Origin of the sequence: Streptosporangium sp. NPDC000095, assembly GCF_042899335.1 — a bacterium.
Taxonomy (GTDB): domain Bacteria; phylum Actinomycetota; class Actinomycetes; order Streptosporangiales; family Streptosporangiaceae; genus Streptosporangium.
On the sequence record NZ_JBIAZS010000002.1, the window covers coordinates 104,347 to 128,797 of the forward strand.

Below are 24,451 nucleotides of genomic sequence, written 5' to 3' on the forward strand. Positions count from 1 at the left end.
GCAGCACGTCCCTTCTCGAAAGGAAACCCATGGCCTCCATCGAAATCGACGGCCTGGTGAAGGAATACCAGAACCGTCAGGGCAGGCAGACGCGCGTGCTCGACGGGATCGACCTCACCATCAGCGGCGAGACCTTCGTCTCGGTCGTCGGCCCCTCCGGCAGCGGCAAGACGACCCTGCTCAACATCGTCTCCGGAATCGAGAGCCTCAGCCGCGGCTCGGTCCGCCTACGCGCCGGTGACCGCGACGCCAAGATCGGCTATGTGTTCCAGGACCCACGGCTGCTGCCCTGGCGCACCGTCACGCAGAACCTCAAGTTCGTCCAGCGCGACCGTTCGGGCTGGGAGCGGCGCGCTCAGCACTACCTCGACCTGGTCGGCCTCGGCCACCTCGGCGACCGCTACCCGGCCCAGCTCTCCGGCGGTCAGCAGCAACGCATCGGCATCGCCCGAGCCTTCTCCGTCGAGCCGGACATCCTGCTCATGGACGAGCCGTTCAGCCACCTCGACGCGATGACCTCACGCTCCCTGCGCGAACACCTGGAGCGCATCTGGCTCGAGTCACAGCGCACGGTCATGTTCGTCACCCACGACGTCACCGAAGCGGTCCAGCTCTCCGACCGGATCGTCGTCCTGGCGCCGGGCGGCCGGATCCACGAGACCATCGAGGTGGACCTCCCTCGTCCACGCCGCGCCTCCGACCCGGCCGTCGCCATGCTGCAGGCCGAGGTGCTCGCCCGCTTCGAGGCACTGGAGGCGGCGGCGTGACGGCCCTCGATCCCCCGGCGGTGAGGCGGGGCGTCATCGACGTCCACGCCCACTGGCTGCCCCGGGAGCTGTTCGACCTCCCGCCGGGCTCGCCGGTCCCGCCGCTGAACGCGCGAGACGAGGAGCTGTACCTCGGCGACACCCCCCTGTCCATCGCGGCGTCGGCGATGAGCGATCCCGGCCGGGTGCTCGCCGAGACCGACCGCGCCGGGCTGGGCGCCCGGGTGCTGTCCGCTCCGCCGTTCGCGTTCCCCGTGGTCGCCGACCCCGGCGTGGGCGAATACGTCGGCCACTTCAACGAGGCCCTCACCCGCCTGTGCCACGACAGCCACGGCCGGTTGCTGGGCCTGGGCCTGGTCTCCCTGCACGACCCTGCCGCGGCCCGTGCCGAGATGAAGGCGATCGCCGGGTCGGCGGTCGTCCGCGGTGTCGCGGTCCCCCCGCTGGTCGACGCCACCTCCTTCGACGAGGGTCCGCTCCACGAGATCGCCCGCATCGCCGCCGAGCTGGACCTCGCCGTCCTGGTACACCCCATGCAGCTGCCTCGGCCGGAGTGGCGGTCGTACTACCTCGCCAATCTGATCGGGAACCCCACGGAGACGGCGACGGCCGTCGCCTCCTGTGTGCTCGGCGGGGTCACGGAGGCACTTCCTTCGCTGCGCATCTGCTTCGTCCACGGCGGAGGATGCGCGCCCGCGCTCCTGGGCCGATGGCGACACGGCTGGGAGCGGCGCGCGGACGCCGGGGCCGGCACCGGCCGAACACCGCACGAGGGCTTCCGCGACCTGTGGTTCGACACGCTCACCCACGACGGCCCCGCGCTGCGTCTGCTGCGCTCCAAGGCGGATCCCGGCCGGCTGTTGTGCGGCAGCGACTACCCCTTCGACATGGGCGTGGACCGCCCACAGGACCTGCCGGTCTCGGAAGGCATCGGGGCCGGGGCCATGGAGGCCGCCGCCCGCCGCTTCCTCGACCTGCCAGAACCCGGGAGCGACAACGATGCATGAGACGAACGGCCACTCCCCCTACTCCGGCCGGCGGGCGCTGGTCGTCGGCGGCTCGATCGGCGGCCTCACCTCCGCGCTGCTGCTGCGTCGCCTGGGCTTCGACGTGTCCGTCTTCGAGCGTACGCCGACCAGCCTGGACGGCCGGGGCGGGGGCATCGTGCTGCAGCCCGACACGCTGCGCTGGTTCGCCGAGTGCAGCGAGCAGCACCCCGAGCAGGTCAGCACCGCGACCCGGTACGTCCAGTATCTCGGCGCCGGCAACGAGGTCCTGCACCGCGACCCCACGCCGTGGCGCTACACGTCCTGGGGCACGTTCTACCGGGCCCTGCTCGCCGACTTCGGCACCGAGCGGTATCACCTCGGGGAGTACGCCGCGGGCTTCGACCAGGACGGCGACGGCGTCGAGGTCCGTTTCGTCTCCGGGCGCCGTGAGCGAGCTGATCTCGTGGTGTTCGCGGACGGGATCGGCTCCGCGAGCCGCAGCCGGATCTCACCCGGCAGCGTCCCGGAGTACTCCGGCTACGTCGGCTGGCGCGGCACCGTGCGGGAGTCCGAGGTCTCGCCGGAGACCTTCGAGCTCCTGCACGACTCGATCAGCTTCAGCGTGGCGCCGTACACCCACATCAACATCTACCCGATCCCCTCGGACGAGGGCGGGCTGACGGCGGGGAACCGGCTGCTCAACTACGTCTGGTACCGCAACGTCACCGAGGGTGCCGACCTCGAGGAGATGATGACCGACAAACGCGGCTTCCTCGGCAAGGTGTCGGTGCACCCGGGCCAGGTGCAGGACCGGTTCGTCGAGGAGATGCGCGAGGTGGCCGGCACGGTTCTGGCGCCCGCCGCGGCCGAGGTGGTGCGACGCACCGAGCAGCCCTACCTTCAGGCGGTCTACGACGTCGGCGTCGAGCGCATGACCGCCGGCCGGGTGGCGCTGATCGGCGACGCGGCCAGCGCCGCGCGCCCGCACGCGGCGGCCGGTACGGCGAAGGCCGCCGCGAACGCCTGGGCCCTGTACGACGCCCTGAGCGAGGCCGAGGGCGCCATCCCCGCCGCCCTGGCGAAGTGGGAACCGGGCCAGCTCGAACTCGGCCAGCGCCTGTTGCGCCGGGTCAAGGAGATGGGCACCCGCTCACAGGTCGACTGCACCTGGGTGCCCGGCGACCCCGAACTGCGATTCGGCCTCTACGGCCCAGGCCAGTGACGACACCATAAGAAAGGAGGTCCCGATGACCACGACACCGGCATTCCTGACCGACGCCCCCTTGGCGGGCACCGTCGTCGCCACCGACTTCGAGGGATGGTCCGACGCGCTTCGCGAGGAGTTCGAGACCCACGCCTACGACCCGCACGTCGGCTCACGGCTGCTCAGCGAGAACGACCGCGTCCGGGTGTGGGAGATCCGCCTCGAACCCGGCGAGCGGTGGCACGCGCACCGGCACGTCCTCGACTACTTCTGGACCGCCGTCAACGCGGGCCGCAGCCGCCAGCACACCGCCGACGGCACCACCCGCGAGGTGTCCTACGTCGCCGGTGAGACCCGGCACTTCGCCTTCGGCGCCGGAGGGTTCCTCCTGCACGACATCGAGAACGTCGGCGAAGAGGTCCTCGTCTTCACCACCGTCGAGCACCTCGACTCGGCCAACCCACCGCTGCCGCTGTCAGGCTGAGGACCTCGGGGACCTCGGGGACCTCGGGGACCTCGGAGACCTCGGAGACCTCGGGAACCTCGGGAACCTCGGGAACCCCAACGCCACCGAGGGCCCGAGGGCGCCGAGAACGCCGACGGCGCCATGGCATCATGATCGGCTTGCTCCTCGACCACCTGTCGCGGTGATCTCGGGACCGGCGCCCGGCGAGGCCCGGTCCGGGAAGCCCGGGTCGCCGTTCACCCGAGGGCGCGTACCATGCGCGGGCGGACTCGGGATCACGGTGCGGGTCCCTGGATCCGGCCACGCGTCCCGCGCGCGAACGGACTCGGGATCATGGTGCCGCTCCTGTCCCCGGTTCCGGTCGCGCGTCCCGCGCACGGGCGGAACCGGGGACACTGGACGGGTGCGTTCCGACTGGTCCGGCCTGCCCGTACGTCACGTCCTGCCCGAGTTGCTCGCGGCGCTGGACGGGCGGGGCGTCGCCGTGCTCACCGCTCCCCCTGGCACAGGCAAGACCACGCTCGTCCCGCTCGCGCTCGCCGGGCTCCTCGACGGCTCGGGACCGAAGCGGGTGATCGTGGCCGAGCCGAGGCGGATGGCGGTGCGGGCGGCGGCGAAGCGGATGGCGTGGCTGCTGGAGTCCGAGGTGGGCGCGGAGGTCGGGTTCTCGATACGCGGCGAGCGCAGAGCCGGTCCGAGGACGGTCGTCGAGGTCGTCACCACCGGAGTGCTGTTGCAGCGGCTCCAGCGCGACCCCGACCTCGAAGGCGTGCACACGGTCCTGCTGGACGAGTGCCACGAGCGCCACCTGGACGCCGACACCGCGCTGGCGTTCCTCCTCGACGTCCGTGCCACGCTCCGCCCCGACCTGCGGATCGTCGCCACCTCCGCCACCGCCGACGCCGCCCCCTGGGCCCGCCTCCTCGGCTCCCCCGGCGCTCTCCCACCGTCCGGCGGCACCGATGGCCCTCACCTGTCCGATACCCCGGGCGACCCCGCCGGCTCCGACGCCTCCCGCGACCCCGGCGACCTTGACGACCCCGACACCTCCCGCGCCCTGAGCGGTCCCGGCGATCCCGACACCTCCCGCGACCTGGGCGGTCCCGGCGATCCCGCGCCGATCGTGCACGCCTCCGGGACCATGCATCCGGTCACGCCCGTCTGGGTGCCGCCCACCGGGACCGTCGCACCGCCCCACGGTATGCGGGTGGACCCGGCGTTCCTCACCCATGTCGCGGCCGTCGTACGGCGTGCGCTGGCAGAGCACGAGGGTGACGTGCTCTGCTTCCTGCCGGGCGTCGGCGAGATCGGCCGGGTGGCCGCGATGCTCCCCGGCGTCGACGTCCTCCAGGTGCACGGTCAGGCCCCGGCCCGGGTCCAGGACGCGGTCCTGTCCCCGGGGGAGGGCAGAAGGGTGGTGCTCGCCACCTCGGTCGCCGAGTCGAGCCTCACCGTGCCGGGCGTGCGGATCGTGGTCGACTCCGGCCTGGCGAGGGAGCCCCGCACCGATCATGCCCGCGGTCTCGGTTCGCTCACCACCGTCCGCGCCTCCAGGGCCTCGGCCACCCAGCGGGCGGGGCGGGCGGGCCGTGAGACGCCCGGCGTGGTCTACCGCTGCTGGTCGCGGGCCGAGCACGACCGGCTGCCCGAGCACGCGCGGCCCGAGATCGCACTCGCCGACCTGACCGGCTTCGCCCTCCAGGTCGCCTGCTGGGGCGACCCCTCGGCCACCGGCCTCGCCCTGCTCGACCCGCCACCGCCCGCCGCGATGGACGCCGCCCGCCGCACCCTGTACGCCCTGGGCGCGCTGGACTCCCCCGCCACCCCGCGGACACCGGGCGGGCCGGAGCGCTCTTCGGGCCCCCCTCCCGGCCGGGTGACCGACCGGGGACGACGAATGGCCGGGGTCGGGGTCCACCCGCGCCTGGCACGTGCCCTGATCGACGCGGGGACGGACACCGGCGCGGACGGTATCGACGCCGGCCCACGGGCCGCCGAGGTCGTGGCGCTGCTGTCGGAGCAGCTGCCCAGGGACGCGGCCGACGACCTGGTGGCGATCTGGCGCTCCGCGCGCCAGGGCGGTGACGGCTTCTCCGCCCGGTGGCGCCAGGAGGCGAGGCGCCTGGCCCGAGCCGTGCCCGCCACCGACCGGCACCGGGGGCGAAAACCCGCCGACGCCGGTGCCGCCCGGCCGGGAAAAGGCGATGCCGCGGGAAGACCCGCGAGAAGCGGCGGCGCCGAGGCGGCCCGCGCCGGCAGCGCCACATCCACCGGCGCCACGTCCACAAGCAGCACATCCACCGGCGCCAGGTCCAAGGGCACCACGTTCACAGGCGCCACGTCCAAGGGCACCACGTTCACGGGTGCTCCGACGGCCGGGGGCGACGACGCCGTGGCCGGGATCGTCGTGGCGCTCGCCTACCCGGAGCGGGTGGCGCGGCGGCGCGGCGGGTCGTACCTGATGGCCTCGGGAACGGCCGCCGAACTGCCGCGCGGGTCACGGCTGGGGACGGCGGAGTGGCTCGCGGTCGCGGTCGCGGACCGGCCCGCCGGAGCGGCGTCGGCGAGGATCAGGCAGGCGGTGGTGATCGACGAGGAGATCGCCAGGCTCGCCGCGGCCTCCCTGTACGACTCCGGCGAGGAGATCACCTGGCATGTGCCGCCGGGAGAGCGGCGCGGAGACGTGTCGGCGCGCCGGGTGGAACGGCTGGGCGCGATCGAGCTGTCCAGCGGCGCGCTCCGCGACGCCGACGTGCGGCCCGCCGTCCTGGAGGGCCTGCGCTCCGAGGGCCTGTCGATACTGCGCTGGACTCCCGAGGCCGTGGCCCTGCGCGAGCGGCTCGCCTTCTGCCGCCGTACGCTCGGCGATCCCTGGCCCGCGACGGACGACGACGCGCTGATCGAGGCGGCCGATCGCTGGCTGGAGCCCGAGCTGTCGCGGGCCCGCCGCCGGTCCGACCTGGAGCGTCTCGACGTGGTCTCCGCCCTGCACCGCCTGGTCCCGTGGAACGCGCGGCTGGCGGAGACGGCCCCCGAGCGGGTCGAGGTGCCGAGCGGGTCGCGGATCAGGATCGACTACTCGGGAGAGCGGCCGGTGCTCGCGGCCAAGCTGCAGGAGTTGTTCGGCTGGACCGAGACCCCGCGCGTCGCGGGAGTTCCGCTCGTGATCCACCTGCTCTCCCCCGCGGGCCGCCCGGCCGCCGTCACCGCCGACCTCGCCTCGTTCTGGCGCGAGGGCTACCGCGCGGTCCGTGCCGAGCTCCGCGGCCGTTATCCCCGGCATCCCTGGCCGGACGACCCCATGTCGGCCACCGCCACCCGCCGTACCAACCCGCGACGCTGACACGGCGCCGGCCCGGAGCAGCAGGCACGATCGCCCGGCACACGCCCCCTCACCTCCCGTACCGGCCGGGCAATCGCTCCCGGCGCTCCCGGCGCTCCCGGCGGCAATGCCGGAAACCTCGCCCGGCGACCCGCGCGGACGTCTTTCGTGAGCTATCGTAGTGATATCACTTCGATAGCAAAGGTGGCGTACATGGAACGACGTGCTTTCCGGGCGAGCGGATTCGGCGTCCTGATCGGGCTCCTGGCGCTCGGGGCCGTCCTGGCCTGGGCCGGGTGGGCGGCGGGGGAAACGGGGCTGATCGCCGCGGCGACCGGGTGGGGGGTCGTCGCGATGGTTGCGGCCACCGGATTCACGGTGATCAACCCGAACGAGGCGAAGGTCGTGCAGTTCTTCGGCCGCTACGTCGGGACCGTGAACCAGGCCGGGTTCCAGTGGGTGCTGCCGTTCACCAGCAAGGCACGTGTCACCCTCCGGGTGCGCAACTTCGAGACGACCAAGCTCAAGGTGAACGACGCCGACGGCAACCCCGTGGAGATCGCCGCCGTCGTCGTCTACAAGGTCTCCGACACCGCCAAGGCGACGTTCTCCGTGGACGACTACGAGCAGTACGTGGCGATCCAGTCCGAGGCCGCCGTCAGGCACCTGGCCACCAGTCACCCGTACGACGCCCACGAGGAGGGCCGTACCAGCCTGCGTGACGGCGCCGAGGTGGCCGCCGAACTCACCACCGAGCTGAGCGACCGCACACAGCTCGCCGGGGTGGAGGTGCTGGAGGCGCGGATCACCCACCTCGCCTATGCTCCGGAGATCGCCCAGGCGATGCTGGTCCGACAGCAGGCCGCCCAGGTGGTCGCGGCGCGCACCCACATCGTCGCCGGCGCGGTCGGCATGGTCCAGCTCGCACTGACCAAACTACGGGAGGATGAGGTGGTGGAACTCGACGAGGAGCGCAAGGCGCAGATGGTCTCCAACCTGCTGGTCGTCCTCTGTGGTGACAAGGCGACGCAGCCGGTGGTCAATGCCGGCAGCCTCTATGGCTGAGCGCAAGAAGATCCTGCTGAGGCTCGACCCGGCCGTCTACGAGGTGATCGCCAAATGGGCGGCCGACGACCTGCGAAGCGTCAACGCCCAACTGGAGTACGCACTCCGGTTGGCGCTCAAGGCGGCGGGGCGCGAGCCTCGGCGGGGTGAGCGGAATAACACCGACGAGCCGGACAAGTCATCTGATTGAGATGTAGGACGCTTCCCCTGGCGGACTCGCCGGACCACACTCGGTGCATGTCGTGGGTGGGAAGTTCCGCAGTGGAGATCGCGGATGCCGTGCGACGGGGGAAGGTCACGGCACCCGTGGTGGTCGCCGAGCACCTCGACGCCATCGCCGAGCGTGACGGACGCGTCGGGGCGTTCCGCGTGGTCCTCGCCGAACGGGCGCTGGCCGAGGCACGGGTCCTGCAGGAGCGGGAGGACCTCGCCGGGCTGCCGCTCGCCGGGGTGCCGATCGCGGTCAAGGACAACGTCGCGGTCGGGGGTGAGACGTCGCGCAACGGTTCCGCGGCGACGCCCGACGTGGCCGCGCAGGAGGATCATCCGGTGGTCGCCAGGCTCAGGGCGGCGGGCGCGTTGGTCGTCGGCATCACCAACGTGCCCGAGCTGTGCCTGGCCGGGGTCACCGACAGCGTGTACGGCGTCACGCGCAACCCGTGGGACCTGAGGCGCACCCCCGGCGGCTCCTCGGGAGGCAGCGCGGCGGCCGTGGCCGCGGGGATGGTCCCGCTCGCCCACGGCGCCGACGGGCTGGGCTCGCTGCGCATCCCGGCCGCCTGCTGCGGCCTGGTCTCGATCAAGCCCGGGCAGGGGGTGGTCCCACCGCCCGAGCACGACTGGTACCGGATGTCGGAGAACGGGCCGATGGCCACGACCGTCGCCGACCTCGCCCTCGCCCTCGCCGTCATGGCGGGTGACATGTCGCTGGCGACGCCCGACGAGAGCGAGGCCCTCGGCGTGGGCCGCGCCATCGACGACTACCCGGGCGGGCTCACCCTGTCGGATCCGCCACGGCTGCGGATCGCGGTCGCGCCGATGCCGCTGCCGCCGGGTTTCTCGGTGGACGCCGAGTTCCAGCGGGCGGTGACCGGGGCGGCGGAGGTCCTGGGCGCGGCGGGGCACACCGTGGTGGAACACACCGAACGGATGTCCCTGCGGCTCGGTGCCGCCGCCGTGACCACCTGGTTCGCGTGCGCCGCCGGCGACGTCGAAGGGCTCGACCCGCGCGGGCTGGAGCGGCGCACCCGGTCCCTGGCGAGGGCCGGCCGGCTGCTCTCCAAGGTCGGGGCGGACGGCGCGACGGGCCGCGACCGCTGGCGCGCCTACGGGGCGGACCAGTGGTTCGGCAACGCCGACGTGCTCGTCACCCCGACACTCGCCGCCGTACCGCCGCCCGCCGAGCGCTGGGGCCGCCGAGGGCTCCTCGCCAACGCCCGCGTCAACCTCACGTACGCGCCCGCCACGGCGGCGTGGAACATGGCCGGCTGGCCCGCCATGAGCGTCCCTTACGGCAGGCACTCCACCGGCACGCCGATCGGTGTCCAGCTCGTCGCGGCCCCCGGTGGCGAGGCGCAACTCCTCGCCCTGGCCGGGCAGCTCGAGGCCGCCCGGCCGTGGACCCGCCACGCCCCACTCACCTGAGAGCCCTGGAACCTCTCGCCTCATGCCCCTTCACGTGACAGCGGCTCGCCTGACAACTCCTCGCCGGGCGGCAGCCCCTCTGACGGCCGCTCGTCCGTCGGCGAGCCCTCCGGACGGCCTCCTCGCCCGATGACGGCTCGCCGACGGCGATCAGACTCCGGTGGGGTGCCAGACCGTCTTGGTCTCCAGGAAGGCCGTGAGGCGCCTGGTGCCGGGGTCGGCGGACCAGTCGGTCGCGGCGGGGCGGAAGACGCGCTTGAGGTTCTCCGCCGCCGCCTCCTCGCACGCGACCGCGAGGCTCTCGTCGGCGACCCCGGTGAGGTCGAGGGCGTTCACGTCCATGTGCGCGGCCAGCCAGGGGGCGATCTCGGCGACCGAGCCGGTGAGGATGTTCACCACCCCGCCGGGCAGGTCCGAGGTGGCCAGCACCTCGGCCAGGGTGATCGAGGGCAGCGGGGCACGCTCGCTCGCGATCACCACGCAGGTGTTGCCCGTGACGATCACCGGGGCGATCACCGAGACGAGCCCGAGCAGCGGCTCGTCGGGGGCGACCACCGCGACCACGCCGGTCGGCTCGGGCGAGGAGAGGTTGAAGTAGGGCCCGGCGACCGGGTTGGCGGACCCGGCTATCGCAGCGATCTTGTCGGACCATCCCGCGTACCAGACCAGCCGGTCGACGGCCGCGTCCACGACCTCCCCGGCCTTCTTCGTCCCGGTCTCCGCCAGCTCCGCGACGAACTGTGCCCGGCGGCCCTCCAGCATCTCGGCGACGCGGTAGAGGATCTGCCCCCGGTTGTACGCCGTCGCGCCCGACCAGCCGCCGAACGCCTTGCGCGCTGCCGTCACCGCGTCGCGGGCGTCCTTGCGCGAGGCCTTGGACGCGTTGGCGAGGAAGTCGCCCCTTGAGGAGGCCACGGCGTAGGACCTTCCGCTCTCGGAGCGCGGGAACGCCCCGCCGATGTACAGCTTGTACGTCTTGCGCACGGCGAGCCGTGCGGGCCCGCCCCCCTCGCCCGCACGGGAGGAAGCCGTGCGCTCTCCCGTGGCGTCACCCGCGCGCTCTTCCGCGGCGTCACCCGCCCGCTTGCCGGCCCGTGCCCGGCTCGGCCTCTCCGCCTTACTCATTTCCCAGCCCTCTCCACGTGCTCTCCTGCTGTGCCAGCCGGGCCGGCACGAAGATCTGACCGCAGCGGCTCACCCCGCACCGGTGGGCGAACCAGCCACGCGGCTCCGGCCGTCCCGCGCGGGCGAAGCCGTGGCCTCTGGTGCTCTGGACACGCCGGCGGCGACGCCTGCCCCGGTGATGTTCACACATCGAGATACGCCTCCAGCCCGTGCCGGCCACCCTCGCGTCCGTACCCGGACTCCTTGTAGCCGCCGAACGGCGAGGTGGGGTCGAAGCGGTTGAAGGTGTTGGACCAGACGACGCCGGCGCGCAGCCTGCTCGCCATCCACAGGATGCGCGACCCCTTCTCCGTCCACACCCCCGCCGACAGGCCGAACGGGGTGTTGTTCGCCTTCTCCACCGCCTCCGCCGGGGTACGGAAGGTCAGCACGGACAGTACGGGGCCGAAGACCTCCTCGCGGGCGATCCGGTGCGACTGCGCGACACCGGTGAAGATGGTCGGCGGGAACCAGAAGCCCTTGTCGGGCAGCGAGCAGGCCGGGGACCAGCGTTCCGCGCCCTCCGCCTCCCCGAGGTCGGACAGCTCACGGATCTTGGCGAGCTGGGCCGCGGAGTTGATCGCGCCGATGTCGGTGTTCTTGTCGAGCGGGTCGCCCAGCCGCAGGGTGCCGAGCCGCCGCTTCAGCGCGTCGAGCAGCTCCGTCTCGATCGACTCCTGCACCAGCAGGCGGGAACCCGCGCAGCAGACGTGGCCCTGGTTGAAGAAGATCCCGTTCACGATGCCCTCGACGGCCTGGTCGAGCGCGGCGTCCTCGAACACGATGTTCGCGGCCTTGCCTCCGAGCTCCAGCGTGACCTTCTTGCCGGTGCCCGCGACCGACCTCGCGATCTGGCGGCCGACCTCGGTGGAGCCGGTGAAGGCCACCTTGTCGACGTCGGGGTGGTTCACCAGGGCGGCGCCGGTCTCGCCCGCGCCGGTCACGATGTTGACCACGCCGGGCGGCAGGTCGGCCTGCGCGCAGATCTCCGCGAACAGCAGCGCGGTCAGCGGGGTGGTCTCCGCGGGCTTGAGGACGACGGTGTTGCCGCAGGCGAGCGCGGGGGCGATCTTCCACGCGAGCATGAGCAGCGGGAAGTTCCACGGGATGACCTGGCCGGCCACCCCGAGCGGGCGCGGGCCCGGGCCGTACCCGGCGTAGTCGAGCTTGTCGGCCCAGCCCGCGTAGTAGAAGAAGTGGGCGGCGACGAGGGGCAGGTCCACGTCGCGGGACTCGCGGATCGGCTTGCCGTTGTCCAGCGACTCCAGCACGGCCAGCTCGCGCGAGCGCTCCTGGATGATCCGCGCGATCCTGAACAGATACTTGGCCCGCTCGGAGCCGGGCATCGCCGACCAGACGCCGAACGCCTTGCGCGCGGCCTGGACCGCCCGGTCGACATCGGCCTCCGTGGCCCAGGCGACCTCCGCGAGGACCTCCTCGGAGGCGGGATTGACGGTCTTGTTGCGGTTCTCGCCCTGGGAGTCGACCCACTCGCCGCCGATGAACAGGCCGTAGGACGGCCTGATGTCGACGACGCCACGCGACTCGGGCGCCGGTGCGTACTCAAACATGTGAACGCCTTAGTCGAGGGTGAAGTAGTCGGGACCCGCGTATCTGCCGGTGGTCATCTTCTGGCGCTGCATCAACAGGTCGTTGAGGACGCTGGAGGCGCCGAGCCGGAACCAGTCGGGGCTGAGCCAGCCGTCGCCGACGGTCTCGTTGACCAGGACGAGCATCTTGATCGCGTCCTTGGTGGTCTTGATGCCGCCCGCGGGCTTCACCCCGACCTTGCGGCCGGTCGCGGCGAGGAAGTCGCGGACCGCCTCCAGCATGATCAGCGTCACCGGGAGGGTCGCGGCGGGCTGGACCTTTCCCGTGGAGGTCTTGATGAAGTCGCCACCGGCCAGCATGGCCAGCCAGGACGCGCGGCGCACGTTGTCGTACGTGGACAGCTCGCCGGTCTCCAGGATCACCTTCAGGTGGGCGGTGCCGCACGCGGCCTTGATCGCGACGATCTCCTCGAAGACCTTGAGGTAGTCGCCCGCGAGGAACGCGCCCCGGTCGATGACCATGTCGATCTCGTCGGCGCCGGCCGCCACCGCGAGGGTGGTGTCGGCGATCTTGACGTCGAGCGAGGAACGCCCGCTGGGGAAGGCGGTCGCGACGCTGGCCACCTTGACGCCGGAGCCCTTCAGCGCCGCCACCGCCCCGGCGACCATGTCGGGGTAGACGCACACCGCGGCCACCTTGGGCACGGAGGGGTCGGCCGGGTCGGGGTGGACGGCCTTGGCGCACATCGCGCGGACCTTACCCGGGGTGTCGGCCCCCTCCAGGGTCGTCAGGTCCACCATGCCGATGGCGAGGTCGATGGCCTGGGCCTTGGCGGTGGTCTTGATGGATCGGGTGCCGAGCATCGCGGCGCGCTGGTCGGCACCCACGCGGTCGACGCCGGGCAGGCCGTGCAGGAAGCTTCGCAGCGTGACGTTGGACGCGGCCACGTCGTTGAGCGAGGTCGTCATAGTTGACACCTCTCCAGCATGCCTACTGGTGTGATTACTTCCAAACTGGACCCTGCCCAGCGGCCTTGTCGGTTTTCGTCAACTTCCGCCGACCGGCCCGCACGAGACCCGCACGAGAGCGGGCACCACCGCCTCCCCTCGTTCCGCGAACTCCTGGTGGCTTTAACCAAATTCGTCCCATGTCATGACATAGATCTTGGACTTCCATCTTCGTGCATGTATGCAGGTGAACAGACGAACATATCGGGGGATTCGTTTATGTGGCCCTTTGGGGGCGATTGCTCGATCCGGGCGCGCTTCACAGTCCTTGCAGCGGTGGTGTCCCTGATCGTCTTCACCGTGATCGCGGTAGGTCTCGACCTCATAATCCGCAATGCGATCCGCGACGACATATTCCGCGAGACGCAGCGGGTGGCGATCGACTGGATCGCGTCGATGAAGCCGGGCCTTCCTCCGGCCGCGGCGCCGACCTCCAAGGTCAATCTCCTGCAACTCGTCAACTCACGTGGCCGGGTGGTGTCGGCCAGTCCCGCCGCCGCGGGGAGGCCGCCGCTCAGCACCGTCCGGCCGCCCCACGACGACCGCATCCTGCACCTCACCGAGTGCTCCCCCACCGGCTGCGTCCTGGTCACCGCCACCCGGGTCTCCCCACAGGAGGCCCGCTTCGTGTGGAACGGCGACTCTCACGTCGTCTACGCGGGAATGGCCGAACCTCCCGCCCTCTCCACGCACATCCTGGAGATCGGCACGCTGACCGCGGCCCTGCTCACCACCGCCTTCACCACCTGGATGGTCTGGGCACTGGTCGGGCGGACACTACGGCCGGTGGAGGCGATCCGCGAGAGAACGTCGGAGATCGGCGTCGGCGACCTGAGCATGCGGGTGCCGGAACCGCCCTACGACGACGAGATCGCCCGGCTGGCGCGCACGGTCAACGAGACCCTGGCCCGGCTGGAGAAGGCCGTGGGACAGCAGCGGCACTTCGCCTCCATCGTCTCCCATGAGCTCAAAACCCCGGTGGCCGGCCTTCGGATACAGCTCGAAGAGGCCGTGCTGTACCCGGACCGCGTCGACCAGCGCGAGGTGATCCAAGCGGGCCTGGCGACGACGGAACGGCTCCGAGCACTGATCGACGACATTCTGATCTTTGCCCGGATCCGCACGGCCGTTCCCGCCCCTCCCGAGCCGGTCGACCTCGGGACGTTGGTGCACGAGGAGTTGATCACCACGACGCGGCCCGTGCCGGTGCGCACCCGGGTGAGGAACGAGGTGACGGTCCTCGGCAACCGCGTCCAACTCGGCGGGGTTCTCAACAACCTGGTCGTCAACGCCCAGCGACATGCCAGAACCGGCGTCGAGGTCAGTGCCGAGCGCAGGGGCGACCAGGCGGTGGTCACGGTGAGCGACGACGGGGACGGCATCGCACCGGAGGCCCGCGAACGGGTCTTCCAGCCCTTCGTACGACTGAGCGACGGGCGGCACAGGGATCCCACCGGCAGCGGGCTCGGCCTCGCCATCTCCCGCGCGATCGTCGCAGACCACCACGGGACACTGGAGATCGAGGACAGTCCGCGAGGCGCGCGCTTCGTCCTCCGGCTGCCGCTGCTCGGGCGTGACGTCACAGACTGACTCCGGCTGCCGCCGCTCCGGCCTGGAGTCACGGACTGAACCCTTCCGATCACAGCACTAGGTAGTACCGGCACGGGCCGGGCCCCACCTAGGTAGTGCCGCGGCGAGAAGTGCCCGGGAGATAGGACATCCTCCCGATGTGGGACCGGGGGCCTTAGGACGAATCTTGAGTCTGTAAGGAAAGCGTGCCGCGAGGCGCCCCATCAGAAAGGAACCCTCATGGGTCCCGAGTTCCACCTTGAGATGATCGCCCACCGGACCGCCGAGCTCCGCGAGGAGGCCGACGACTACCGCCGCGCCCGTGAGGCGGAGGAGGACAGGAAGGCCCACTCCTCGGAGAAGCGCCGCGGGGGCCTCTTCAGCAAAATCATTCCGGCATGACCCCGTCCCGAGAGCCCGGCCGCTCCCCCTCGCCCGGCCGGGCCTCCCTGCCTCCCTGACTCCCCGATTTCACCGAGCGAAAAATGAGGAGATCGCACCTTTAAGGCATGACATGCTGGCAGACATGGTGGGTCGGGCGGTAAGCCCCATCTTCGTGGGGCGGGAGAGGGAACTCGCGGACCTGGCCGAGGCGTTCGAGCAGGCCCGGAAGGGCGCGGCGGTGACCGTGCTGCTCGGCGGCGAGGCGGGTGTCGGCAAGTCACGCCTGATCGGGTGTTTCGCGGAGCGGGCCACGGCCGACGGCGCCCACGTGCTCAACGGGGGCTGCGTGGAGCTGTCGACCGAGGGCCTCGCCTACGCGCCGTTCACCGCGGCGATCCGCCAGTTCGTCCGCGAGTGCGGCGTCGAGAAGGTCGCGGCCCTGCTTCCCGAGGGAGGGACGCGCGACCTGGCCAGGTTGCTCCCCGAGTTCGGTGAGCCGAGCGGCGACACCGAGAGCGACACCGCCCGCGCGCGCCTCTTCGAACAGATCCTCACCCTGCTGGAACGGCTCGCCGAGCGCCACCCGGTGATCCTCCTCATCGAGGACGTCCACTGGGCCGACAGCTCCAGCCGCGACCTGATCGCCTTCCTCAGCCGGAACCTGCGCACCGCTCCCGTGCTGATGGTCCTCACCTACCGCTCCGACGAGCTGCACCGCCAGCACCCGCTCAGGCCGGTGCTCGCCGAACTCAGCCGGCTGGACGGGATCCTCCGGCTGGACCTGCCCCGGCTCACCCAGTCGGAGGTGGCCGCCCAGATGGCCGGCATCCTCGGCAGCGCCCCCGAGTTCGCCCAGGTCGACCGGGTCTTCCAGCGCAGCGAGGGCATCCCGCTGTTCGTCGAGGCGCTGATGGAGTGCGGCGGCGACTGCACCTTCCCCGACTCCCTGCACGACCTGATCATCGGCTCCGTGGAGCGGCTCCCCGAGGAGACCCAGCGGGTGCTGCGCGTCGCCGCCGCGGGCGGCATCCGGGTGAGCCACGCCCTGCTCGTCGCGGTCAGCGAGCTGTCGGACGTCGAACTCGACGACGCGCTGCGCACCGCGATCGCGGCCAACGTGCTGCAGGTCGCCGACGGCCGCGCCTACGTCTTCCGGCACGCGCTGATCCGCGAGGCCGTACACGACGAGCTCCTGCCCGGCGAGCACGTACGGCTGCACGCCCGCTTCGCCGAGGAGATCGGCAGGGACCGCACGCTGGTCCCTCCCGGCCGGGCCGCCATCGAGATCGCCCACCACTGGCACGCCGCCCGCGACGACCTCTGGGCCCTCATCTCCGCCTGGGAGGCGGCGGGCAAGGCCGCCAACACCTTCGCCTACAAGGAGATGATGCAGCTGCTGGAGCGGGTGCTGACGCTGTGGGGCAAGGTTCCCGACGCCGCCGAGCGCATCGGCGTGGACCACACCACCGTCCTGGAGCAGGCCGCCGAGGCCGCGAGCGCGTGCGGAGAGGTCGAGCGGGGCGGCAAGTTCGTCAAGGCCGCGCTGAACGAGCTCGACGAGCGGACCGAACCCGCAAGGGTGGCGAACCTGGTCGTCCGCAGATCGCAGTTCAGGAAGTCCAAGCGGCGCCCCGGGGTGCTCGACGATCTTCGCTACGCCGAGCGCCTCGTCCCGGAACCGGGGCTGGAACGCGCCGAGGTGCTGTCCAAGCTGGGCTCGTACCTCATATTCAGCGGCGAGCTGGAGGAGGGGACGGCGCACACCGAGGAGGCGCTGCGGATCGCGCGCGAGTACGGCGAGGAGACCCTGGAGGCGGAGCTGCTGCTCAACCTCGCGCTGGGCCACTCGATCGCGGGGCGCCTCGACGTCACGATCGAACTCAACGAGACCGCGAAGGCGATCGGCGAGCGCGTCGAGTCCGGCCGCAGCGTCCTGCGCGCCATCGCCAACAACGTGGACGCGCTGAACAACATGGGCCGCTCCACCGAGGCGATCGAGCTCGCGCTCGAAGGGGAGCGGCTCGCGAGGAAGTACGGCCGCCACCGTGACCAGGGCACGTTCATCGCCAACAACCGGGCCGAGGCGCTGGAGGCGCTGGGCAGGTTCGACGAGGCCGCCCAGCTCGTCGAGCAGCTCCTCGGCGCGGACCCCACCCTGCGCACCCGCCACCACCTGCGGCGGATCCGCGGGGACGTGGCGATCGCCCGCGGCGAGACGGACGTGCTCAGAGCCGTCCTGGACGAGGTGGGCGCCTTCGGCAACGCCCCCGAGGAGTTCATGCAGGAGCTGACGGCCAACGCCCGGCTCATGATCGGCCTGCACCTGCTCAGCGGGGAGCCGCTGGCCGCGCTGGAGGTCGCCGAGCGCGTCACCCTAGAGGCGCAGATCACCAGCAAGCCCATGCTGGGCTGGCGGGTGCTCGGTCTGCTCGGCGGGGTCTGCGAGACGGCCGAGGCGCTCGCGCCCGAACGGGTGGCGGCGCTGCACGCCCACGTCGAGAAGGCGAGGGAGGCGATGACCGTGGACAGTCCCGTCGCCGAGGCATACCGGCTCGGTCTCATCCGCGACCACGACGCCGCGGCCGCCGCCTGGGAACGGCTGGGACGTCCCTTCCTGCGGGCGAAGTCGCTGCTCCTCGGCGGGCGGGCGACGGCCGGCGCCGGTGACCGCGACGGTGCCGCGTCCCGGCTGCGCGTGGCCCATCCGATCGCCGTCGCGCTCTCCACCCGGCCGCTCGCCACCGAGATCGAGGCGCTCGCCCACCGGATCGGGATCTCCCTCACCGAGCAGGCCGGAGACACCGGGCGGGCCAGAGGCTCCGAGCCGCCGCTCACCCCGCGCGAGCTGGAGGTGCTCCGGCTGGTCGCCCAGGGCAGGTCCAACCGCGAGGTCGCCACCGAGCTGTTCATCTCGGCGAAGACCGTGAGCGTCCACGTCTCCAACATCCTCGGCAAGCTGGGGGTCTCCACCCGTGGCGAGGCGGCCGCGGCCGCCCACCGCCTCGCCCTGATCGGCTGACCCCTCACCCGCCGCCGCTGACGCTTCACCCGTCGCCTCGCCCTGATCCCCCTGCTCCACCGCCGCCGACCACACGCGGTCGTACCGGCTCCGATCAGGCGAACAGCGGTTCGAGCAGCAGGATCACACCGAAGACGGCGAAGGCCGCGGCGGCGCCGTACCGGATGATCTTTTCCGGCAGGTGCTTGCCGAGCATCCGGCCGACCACGATGGCGAGGGCGTCCGCGGCGACCATGCCCACCGTCGAGCCGATCCAGGTGCCGAACCAGCCGTACTGGGTGGCGAGGGTGATGGTCGCGAGCATCGTCTTGTCCCCCAACTCGGCGAGGAAGAAGGCGACGGTCACGGCGATGATCGCCGACCGGGTGGTGCGCTGCGCCTTCTGCGACTCCTCGTCGGTCAGCTCGTCCCCGCGCAGCGTCCACAGCGCGAAGCCCAGGAAGGCGATGCCCGCGATGATCGTGATCGCCGTGGTGGGGAGAAAGTCGCCGACCAGCCCGCCCAGGGCGACGCTGAACAGGTGGACCACCGCGGTGGCCAGGGTGATTCCGGCGAGGACCGGCCACGGCTTGAACCGGGTGGCGAAGGTCATCGCCATGAGCTGGCTCTTGTCGCCGAGTTCGGCCACGAAGATCACAGCAAGACTGATCCAGAACGCTTCCAACGAAGGTGCCCTTCCCGCGTACGCAGCCGGGCGGAAGGGGATACCCGGGGAGTTTCGGGCACGTCTTCGGCCCGGCGGCATCCAGTTAATGCCTGCCAGGCCGAAGGTCTCGTCCGCCGCGAAGCCGGGCCGAACCGGCCGGATCCGAGGCCCGCGCGACCGGGCGCCTCAGGCGCCAGCATGTCGATCACGCGATTGGGACTACTCCCCTTCGGGTCTTTCCATCAGACCATAGCAGCAGAAATCGAATGCCCATTCCCACCTCAGAGCCGGGTGCCGACCATCACGGGCTCGTTGACCAGGGTGACGCCGAACTTCTCCAGGACGCCGTCCCGCACCTCCCGGGCGAGGTCGAGGAGCTCCTCCGTCGAGGCCGTCAGCTCCGGATTCGTCATGGCGAGGGTGTGCTTGGTGGAGATGCGGGCCGGGCCGCGCCGGTAGCCCTTCGGGAACCCGGCGTTCTCGATCAACCACGCCGCCGGGACCTTGACCGCCCCGTCCGGCATGTCCCAGCGGGGAAACCCCGGCGCCCGCGACTCAAGCTCGGCGGCCTGCGCCGCGGCGAGCACCGGGTTGGTGAAGAACGACCCCGCGCTGCGGGTGTCGGGGTCGGCGGCGTCCAGGACCATGCCCTTGCCCGCGCGCAGCTCCAGCACCGCCGCACGGGCCTGGGCGAGCGGCACCCGCTCGCCCAGGGCGACGCCGAGCCGGGAGGCCAGCTCCCGGTAGGCGACCGGGCCGGACAGCGCGTCTTCGGCCAGCTCGTAGGTGACCGCGAGCACGACGTATCGCCCCAGATCATCCTTGAACGCGCTGTGCCGATAGGCGAACCCGCACTCCCGCGCGGTCAGGTCCCGCACCTCACCGGCCCGGCGGTCGTAGACGCGGACGGCGGTGATCGTCTGGGAGACGTCCTGCCCGTAGGCTCCGACGTTCTGGATCGGCGTGGACCCGACCAGCCCGGGAATGCCGGAAAGGCACTCCACACCCGACCGGTCCTCCCGCACCGCGCGCTCGACCAGGGCGTCCCAGTCCTCGCCCGCCTGCGCGGTGACCAGGTCCCCCTCGATCTCGACCCCCCGGGAGGCGACGCGCACGACCAGGCCGTCGAAGCCCGCGTCGGAGACGACCAGATTGCTGCCGCCCCCCAGCACGAGCACCGGCTCGCCCGCCCGGTCGGCCGCCGCCACCAACTCGACGATCTCCTCGGACGACCCCGCCTCCACGAACGCCCCGGCCGGTCCCCCCAGCCCCAGCGTCGTGTACGGCGCCAGCCGTACCCCCGCCACCCGCTCCGTCATGCGCTTCCCCACCCGCCACCCGGCCGAAATCCGCGACCAGCCTACGGGGAGCGCAGCAGCTTCAGCACCCGGTCATAGGTCCGCCGGGACTCCCTGTCGCGATATTCGGGGTCCGCGCCGTCGTCGCGGCGGTGCCGCTCCTGACGGACCGGGAGATCCTTTCCCAGGGCGACGAGCGTGCCGGGCAGCCTGAGCGAGAACTCCAGGTCGGCGTTGCGGTAGTAGCGGGCGTCGGCGGGGAACCCCCCGGCGGCGAGCGCGGTGTCACGCCTGATCGCGAACAGGTGGCCGAGCAGCCCCCGGACCTCGCCCGGCTCGGCCTCCAGCCATTCCTTGTCGTCCTCGCGGGGGTTCACGCCCTTCCACCCGGCCGCGGTCACATCGTCGTCCAGCGCCTTGACCAGCGGGGTGACGGCGTCGCCCTCCAGGATCACGGAGGTGTCCATCACGACGTGCACGTCCGAGGTGTCGAGACGCAACAGCTTGTCCCTGCTCTCACCCCATCCCGCGGAGCCTCCCCTCCAGTGCGGCGACTCGGCCACGTGCCAGGACTCCACCCTGCGGGGAAACTCTTCGGCCAGCTCCTCCAGGACCTCTCCCGCGCCGTCCACGTTTCCCAGGTCGAGGGCGAGGATCCTCGCCTCCGTACGGGCGACCAGGGCGCGTACGCACTCGCGAAGCTCGTCGGGGTGGCCGTCGACGAGCAGCGCGACGGTCACCGTCGGCCGCGCCTCCGGTGGCTCCTCGGCGTCGGCCGGCGGAGCGATCGACTCGTCGAGCCGGGAGATCGACAGGCTGGCGTCCCACAGCAGCTGGGAGGAGACCATCCGCTCGGGGTGGCCGTCGAGATCGTCGGTCCGGCCGACCAGCTCCGAGCCCTCGGGCCTCTGCTGGGGCGCCGCCTCGGTCTCGGCGACCCGCTCGGCGTCCAGGTCGCCGAGTCGGCCGGGGTCGCGTCCGGGGTCGGCGGCCTCGGCGACCCGCCCCGGATCCGCGGAGTCTTCCCGCCCCGCGGCGTCCCCGCCATCCCCGGCGTCGACCCGTCCCTCGGTCGTGGCGGCGTCCGGCTTCCCTGCCGAACCGTTCCGCGCCGCCCCCTCGGGCAGGGCACTCACCGTGGGCCACACCTCGAAGGAGGGAGAGGGGATGAGCTCGAAGCCGTCAGCGGTGTCCCGGACGAGCCAGCCCTCGCTTCTGATCTCGTCACGGAGCGCGTCGGCGGTGGCGTGGTCCCGCTCGGCTCGCGCCTTGGCCCGCCGCTCGGCGAGGCCGGTCACGTTAGGAGGTACTTCGCTCATGCTGGGGAGCTACCCCGAGACAGGAAGAAGATTCGGCCCCTGCCCAGGAGCATGCCGTGAACCACGGGCCGTTCCCGTGAACCACGGACTCCGCCGGTGAAACACGGACCCTGCCGGTGAAACACGATCCGTGCTCGTGGATCACGAGCCGAACCGTCACGAGCCGATGAGCCGCGTCCCGAACCGGCGCGGACCGCATCCGGTGAATCCCGGGCGGAGCCACGCCGTATGAGACCGGCCAGGCCAGGCCTGGCCATGCCGTGCAGGGCGGGACCGCGCCCGTGACGGGGCGCTATGACAGCTGGACCACCGCGCGGGCCTTGGAAAGGACCCGGGAGTCGTTGGACTTCGCGGTCAGGGCGACCACCACGCGCTTGTCCTCGAGCTTCTCCTCGATGAGCCCGCTCACCGTGATGACGGCACCCTGCTCGTCGTCGGGGACGACCACCATGGAGGAGAAGCGCACCCCGTAGTCGACGACCGCGCCGGGGTCGCCCACCCAGTCGGTGACGAACCGGCCGCCCTGCGCCATGGTGAACATGCCGTGCGCGATGACGTCGGGGAGCCCGACGGTCTTGGCGAAGCGCTCGTTCCAGTGGATGGGGTTGAAGTCGCCCGAGGCCCCGGCGTACATCACCAGGCTGGCGCGGCGCACCGTGTATTCGGCGGGCGGGATCTGCTGGCCCGTCTCGACCTCGTCGTACTTGACCGTCGCGGCCATGTCAGCCCGCCCCTCCACGCTCGACGATGGTGTTGTAGGTCGTGCACACGGGCTCACCGTCGACGGTGCTGACGTCGCTCTTGACGGTGATCAGCTCGTTGCGGCCGACGCTGCGGATGTCGGTCACGGTGGAGACGCTCACCAGCTCGTCTCCGGCGTGGATCGGCCGCCGGTACTCGAAGCGCTGCTCGCCGTGGACCACCATGGCGAGGTTCAGGCCGAGCTCGGGGTCGGTCAGGATCGTCCCTCCGACCAGGCTGAACACGATGGGGAAGGTCGGCGGCGCGATCACGTCGGGGTGCCCGGCGGCCTGGGCCGCCTCCCTGTCCCGGTAGATCGGGTTGTCGTCCCCGATCGCCGTCGCGAACTCTTTGATCTTCACGCGACTGACCTCGTACGGCGAGGAGGGCGCGGACGCCCGCCCGACGAAGTCACGGTTCAGGGCCATCGTGCTCCTTTGCGGATACCGACGCGACGAGACCGGTCCGTAGACCGGAGTGGAAGCGAGACACTAACAGAACAAGATTCCAAAGCGTGCCCCCGGCCCCCGCCCGGACCCGCCTGGACCTCGGCCGGCCATCTGGAAGTGTGCCACCAGCAAACCTAGCCCGGCTCGCCCTCCCGCAGGTTCTCTTCCACGGTCAACGCCCGCGCGAGAAAACTGTACGGATACGACAAACCGGCGCCTCGTTGGAGGACGCCGGTTTTCGTGGAGTGTGTGCGTGCCGATGAAGCACTCATCTCCCGCCCACGGCGGAAGGCTTCGCGCAGACTAGCGAGTCTCGCGGTGCGCCTGGTGCGTCTTGCAGTTGGGGCAGTACTTCTTCAGCTCAAGCCGATCCGGGTCGTTACGCCGGTTCTTCCGCGTGATGTAGTTGCGGTGCTTGCACTCCTGGCAGGCCAGCGTGATCTTCGGCCTAACGTCGGTGGCAGCCACTTGGGAGTGCCTTTCTACGTTCTGGACAGTGGACAACCCACGACAGGACTTCTCTGGTGGGAGAAGCCCCTGTGGGTAGTAGCGGAGGCCGGACTTGAACCGGCGACACAACGATTATGAGCCGTTTGCTCTGCCTGGCTGAGCTACTCCGCCTTGAGGCCGACGAAATCGACCGACCCCGCAAGGATACCCGACCCGCAGAGTGCCTGCGTACTTGTGCAGGTCAGGGCGATCTCTTCTGGGTTGCCCCAGTATGCCCGCTCGCGTGTCAGGAACCTTGAGTATTTTCTGGCTCGCCTTTGCTTGTTTAAGGCCAACCAAGCCGAAAGCCCTAACCGGGAGGTTAGGGCCTTTAGGCTGTTGAGCCCCTTTACGGAATCGAACCGTAGACCTTCTCCTTACCATGGAGACGCTCTGCCGACTGAGCTAAAGGGGCCTGTCCGTGTCGCTCTCGCTTGCGGACAGGTGTAACCATACACGGCTCCGCAGCGGGATGCGAAATCAATAGAGGTCCGCCCGGACCACCACACGCTCCCCGCGACGGACCCCGCCCGATCTTCGGCCCGCCCCCTCGAATCCCGCCTGGGTGCGCGGGGGAAACGGGCATGCCGGAAGGCCGTGGTTCGCCACCAAGTGACCACCAAGTAGCCCATAAGAGGACCGTCGCATCGTGGTCGGGTAAGCAGCCCGCACCGACCGAGGAGCCCTCGACATGACCCCGGAACTTCTGGGATTCCAGATCACCCACCGCGCGATGCGCGGTGACGTCCGCCGCCTGGCCACGCTCGCCACCCAGCTGGCCGAGGGCCGGCAGTCGGCCGACCAGACCCGTGCCCGCGCCATCGCCGATTTCATCACCACGCTGAACCGGGGCATCCACCACCACCACACGATGGAGGACAAGGTGCTCTGGCCCGTCCTCGAACGGTCCGCCGGAGCCGAGGTGGACCTGCGCGACCTGAGCGACGACCACGCCGACCTCGACCCGCTGCTGGCCGAGATCGACGGCCAGGCCGCCGCGTTCGCCTCGACCGGCGACGCCTCCGCGCTCGCCAAGTCCCTCACCCGGCTCGCCGACATGCTCGACGAGCACATCACGGAGGAGGAGCGGCTGCTCTTCCCGATCATCAGGAAGTACGTGTCCGTCGCCGACTGGCACCGGGTCGAGACGGAGGTCCGCAAGGGCGGGAACGTCAGGATCGACCTGCCGAGGATGGAGCAGTACGCCGAGCCCGACGAGATGGCCCGGCTGCGCAAGCTCGCCGGTCCCCCGCTGACGGTGATGCTCTCCCTGTTCCGGCGGGGCCACCGGCGGCGGCAGCGGCTGATCTTCGGCCCCCTCGCCGTCTCCTGAGCGGGATCCTCACCGCGTCCTCGGC

Annotated in this window: 21 protein-coding genes and 2 tRNA genes; 12 read left to right on the forward strand and 11 right to left on the reverse strand. The window is 71.3% G+C overall.

The genetic code is table 11. The features are described 5' to 3' along the window. Positions 1–29: 29 nt before the first annotated feature. From ACFY3V_RS05820 to ACFY3V_RS05855, 8 genes are all read left to right on the forward strand, one after another. Positions 30–767 carry an ABC transporter ATP-binding protein gene (locus ACFY3V_RS05820; protein ID WP_362896590.1) on the forward strand — a complete coding sequence of 246 codons (738 nt, stop codon included), beginning with the start codon at positions 30–32 and terminating at the stop codon, positions 765–767. Beyond that, entirely contained in the window at positions 764–1,774 is a 1,011-nt protein-coding gene (locus ACFY3V_RS05825) for an amidohydrolase family protein (protein WP_362896592.1), read from the forward strand. The genes ACFY3V_RS05820 and ACFY3V_RS05825 overlap by 4 nt, the downstream gene beginning before the upstream one ends. Beyond that, entirely contained in the window at positions 1,767–2,978 is a 1,212-nt protein-coding gene (locus ACFY3V_RS05830) for an FAD binding domain-containing protein (RefSeq protein WP_389770444.1), read from the forward strand. The genes ACFY3V_RS05825 and ACFY3V_RS05830 overlap by 8 nt, the downstream gene beginning before the upstream one ends. A 25-nt stretch (positions 2,979–3,003) precedes the next feature. Further along, a complete protein-coding gene (locus ACFY3V_RS05835; protein WP_362896596.1) occupies positions 3,004–3,444 on the forward strand; it encodes a hypothetical protein in 441 nt (146 codons plus the stop codon). A gap of 385 nt (positions 3,445–3,829) precedes the next feature. Continuing rightward, positions 3,830–6,769, forward strand: a complete 2,940-nt coding sequence (locus ACFY3V_RS05840) for an ATP-dependent helicase C-terminal domain-containing protein (protein ID WP_389770449.1) — start codon at positions 3,830–3,832, stop codon at positions 6,767–6,769. A 192-nt stretch (positions 6,770–6,961) separates the two neighbouring features. Further along, positions 6,962–7,813 carry an SPFH domain-containing protein gene (locus ACFY3V_RS05845; protein WP_362896600.1) on the forward strand — a complete coding sequence of 284 codons (852 nt, stop codon included), beginning with the start codon at positions 6,962–6,964 and terminating at the stop codon, positions 7,811–7,813. Further along, the gene (locus ACFY3V_RS05850) at positions 7,806–8,003 is read left to right on the forward strand and encodes a hypothetical protein (RefSeq protein WP_326635151.1); all 198 of its coding nucleotides are present in this window, start codon (positions 7,806–7,808) and stop codon (positions 8,001–8,003) included. Before ACFY3V_RS05845 ends, ACFY3V_RS05850 begins: the two co-directional genes overlap by 8 nt. Before the next feature lie 47 nt (positions 8,004–8,050). Continuing rightward, complete coding sequence (locus ACFY3V_RS05855) at positions 8,051–9,457, forward strand: amidase (protein ID WP_362896602.1); 1,407 nt, start codon at positions 8,051–8,053, stop codon at positions 9,455–9,457. Between the two features lie 150 nt (positions 9,458–9,607). Here ACFY3V_RS05855 and ACFY3V_RS05860 read toward each other — a convergent pair whose 3' ends face one another. The 3 genes from ACFY3V_RS05860 to deoC form a co-directional block, all read right to left on the reverse strand. Next, the gene (locus ACFY3V_RS05860; protein ID WP_350942886.1) at positions 9,608–10,582 is read right to left on the reverse strand and encodes an aldehyde dehydrogenase family protein; all 975 of its coding nucleotides are present in this window, start codon (positions 10,580–10,582) and stop codon (positions 9,608–9,610) included. A 182-nt stretch (positions 10,583–10,764) separates the two neighbouring features. Next, complete coding sequence (locus ACFY3V_RS05865) at positions 10,765–12,192, reverse strand: aldehyde dehydrogenase family protein (protein WP_350942885.1); 1,428 nt, start codon at positions 12,190–12,192, stop codon at positions 10,765–10,767. A gap of 9 nt (positions 12,193–12,201) precedes the next feature. Then, positions 12,202–13,140, reverse strand: a complete 939-nt coding sequence (gene deoC, locus ACFY3V_RS05870) for a deoxyribose-phosphate aldolase (protein ID WP_350942884.1) — start codon at positions 13,138–13,140, stop codon at positions 12,202–12,204. 315 nt (positions 13,141–13,455) lie between these two features. On the opposite strand from deoC, the gene ACFY3V_RS05875 reads away from it, so the two are divergent. From ACFY3V_RS05875 to ACFY3V_RS05885, 3 genes are all read left to right on the forward strand, one after another. Next, a complete protein-coding gene (locus ACFY3V_RS05875) occupies positions 13,456–14,769 on the forward strand; it encodes a sensor histidine kinase (RefSeq protein ID WP_389770456.1) in 1,314 nt (437 codons plus the stop codon). A 219-nt stretch (positions 14,770–14,988) separates the two neighbouring features. Further along, positions 14,989–15,150: a hypothetical protein gene (locus tag ACFY3V_RS05880; protein WP_350942882.1), complete on the forward strand. Its 162-nt coding sequence runs from the start codon at positions 14,989–14,991 to the stop codon at positions 15,148–15,150. Between the two features lie 124 nt (positions 15,151–15,274). Then, on the forward strand, positions 15,275–18,151 hold the full coding sequence (locus ACFY3V_RS05885) for an AAA family ATPase (protein WP_389770460.1): 2,877 nt from the start codon (positions 15,275–15,277) through the stop codon (positions 18,149–18,151). A 94-nt stretch (positions 18,152–18,245) separates the two neighbouring features. On the opposite strand, the gene ACFY3V_RS05890 is transcribed toward ACFY3V_RS05885, so the two are convergent. From ACFY3V_RS05890 to ACFY3V_RS05925, 8 genes are all read right to left on the reverse strand, one after another. Continuing rightward, positions 18,246–18,815, reverse strand: coding sequence for a TMEM165/GDT1 family protein (locus tag ACFY3V_RS05890; RefSeq protein ID WP_350942880.1), 570 nt, complete (start codon positions 18,813–18,815; stop codon positions 18,246–18,248). 263 nt (positions 18,816–19,078) lie between these two features. Continuing rightward, positions 19,079–20,116 carry a UDP-N-acetylmuramate dehydrogenase gene (locus tag ACFY3V_RS05895; RefSeq protein WP_362896609.1) on the reverse strand — a complete coding sequence of 346 codons (1,038 nt, stop codon included), beginning with the start codon at positions 20,114–20,116 and terminating at the stop codon, positions 19,079–19,081. Between the two features lie 41 nt (positions 20,117–20,157). Next, a complete protein-coding gene (locus ACFY3V_RS05900; protein ID WP_389770465.1) occupies positions 20,158–21,414 on the reverse strand; it encodes a hypothetical protein in 1,257 nt (418 codons plus the stop codon). Between the two features lie 292 nt (positions 21,415–21,706). After that, positions 21,707–22,135, reverse strand: a complete 429-nt coding sequence (locus ACFY3V_RS05905; RefSeq protein WP_362896613.1) for a MaoC family dehydratase — start codon at positions 22,133–22,135, stop codon at positions 21,707–21,709. 1 nt (position 22,136) lies between these two features. Next, complete coding sequence (locus tag ACFY3V_RS05910; protein WP_350942876.1) at positions 22,137–22,583, reverse strand: MaoC family dehydratase N-terminal domain-containing protein; 447 nt, start codon at positions 22,581–22,583, stop codon at positions 22,137–22,139. Positions 22,584–22,907: 324 nt separating this feature from the next. Continuing rightward, on the reverse strand, positions 22,908–23,072 hold the full coding sequence (gene rpmG / locus ACFY3V_RS05915; protein WP_030921771.1) for a 50S ribosomal protein L33: 165 nt from the start codon (positions 23,070–23,072) through the stop codon (positions 22,908–22,910). A 79-nt stretch (positions 23,073–23,151) separates the two neighbouring features. Next, positions 23,152–23,225 (reverse strand) — tRNA-Met (locus ACFY3V_RS05920). A 210-nt stretch (positions 23,226–23,435) separates the two neighbouring features. Then, positions 23,436–23,508, reverse strand: a tRNA-Thr gene (locus ACFY3V_RS05925). A 276-nt stretch (positions 23,509–23,784) separates the two neighbouring features. On the opposite strand from ACFY3V_RS05925, the gene ACFY3V_RS05930 reads away from it, so the two are divergent. Next, complete coding sequence (locus ACFY3V_RS05930; protein WP_362896615.1) at positions 23,785–24,426, forward strand: hemerythrin domain-containing protein; 642 nt, start codon at positions 23,785–23,787, stop codon at positions 24,424–24,426. Positions 24,427–24,451 lie beyond the last annotated feature (25 nt).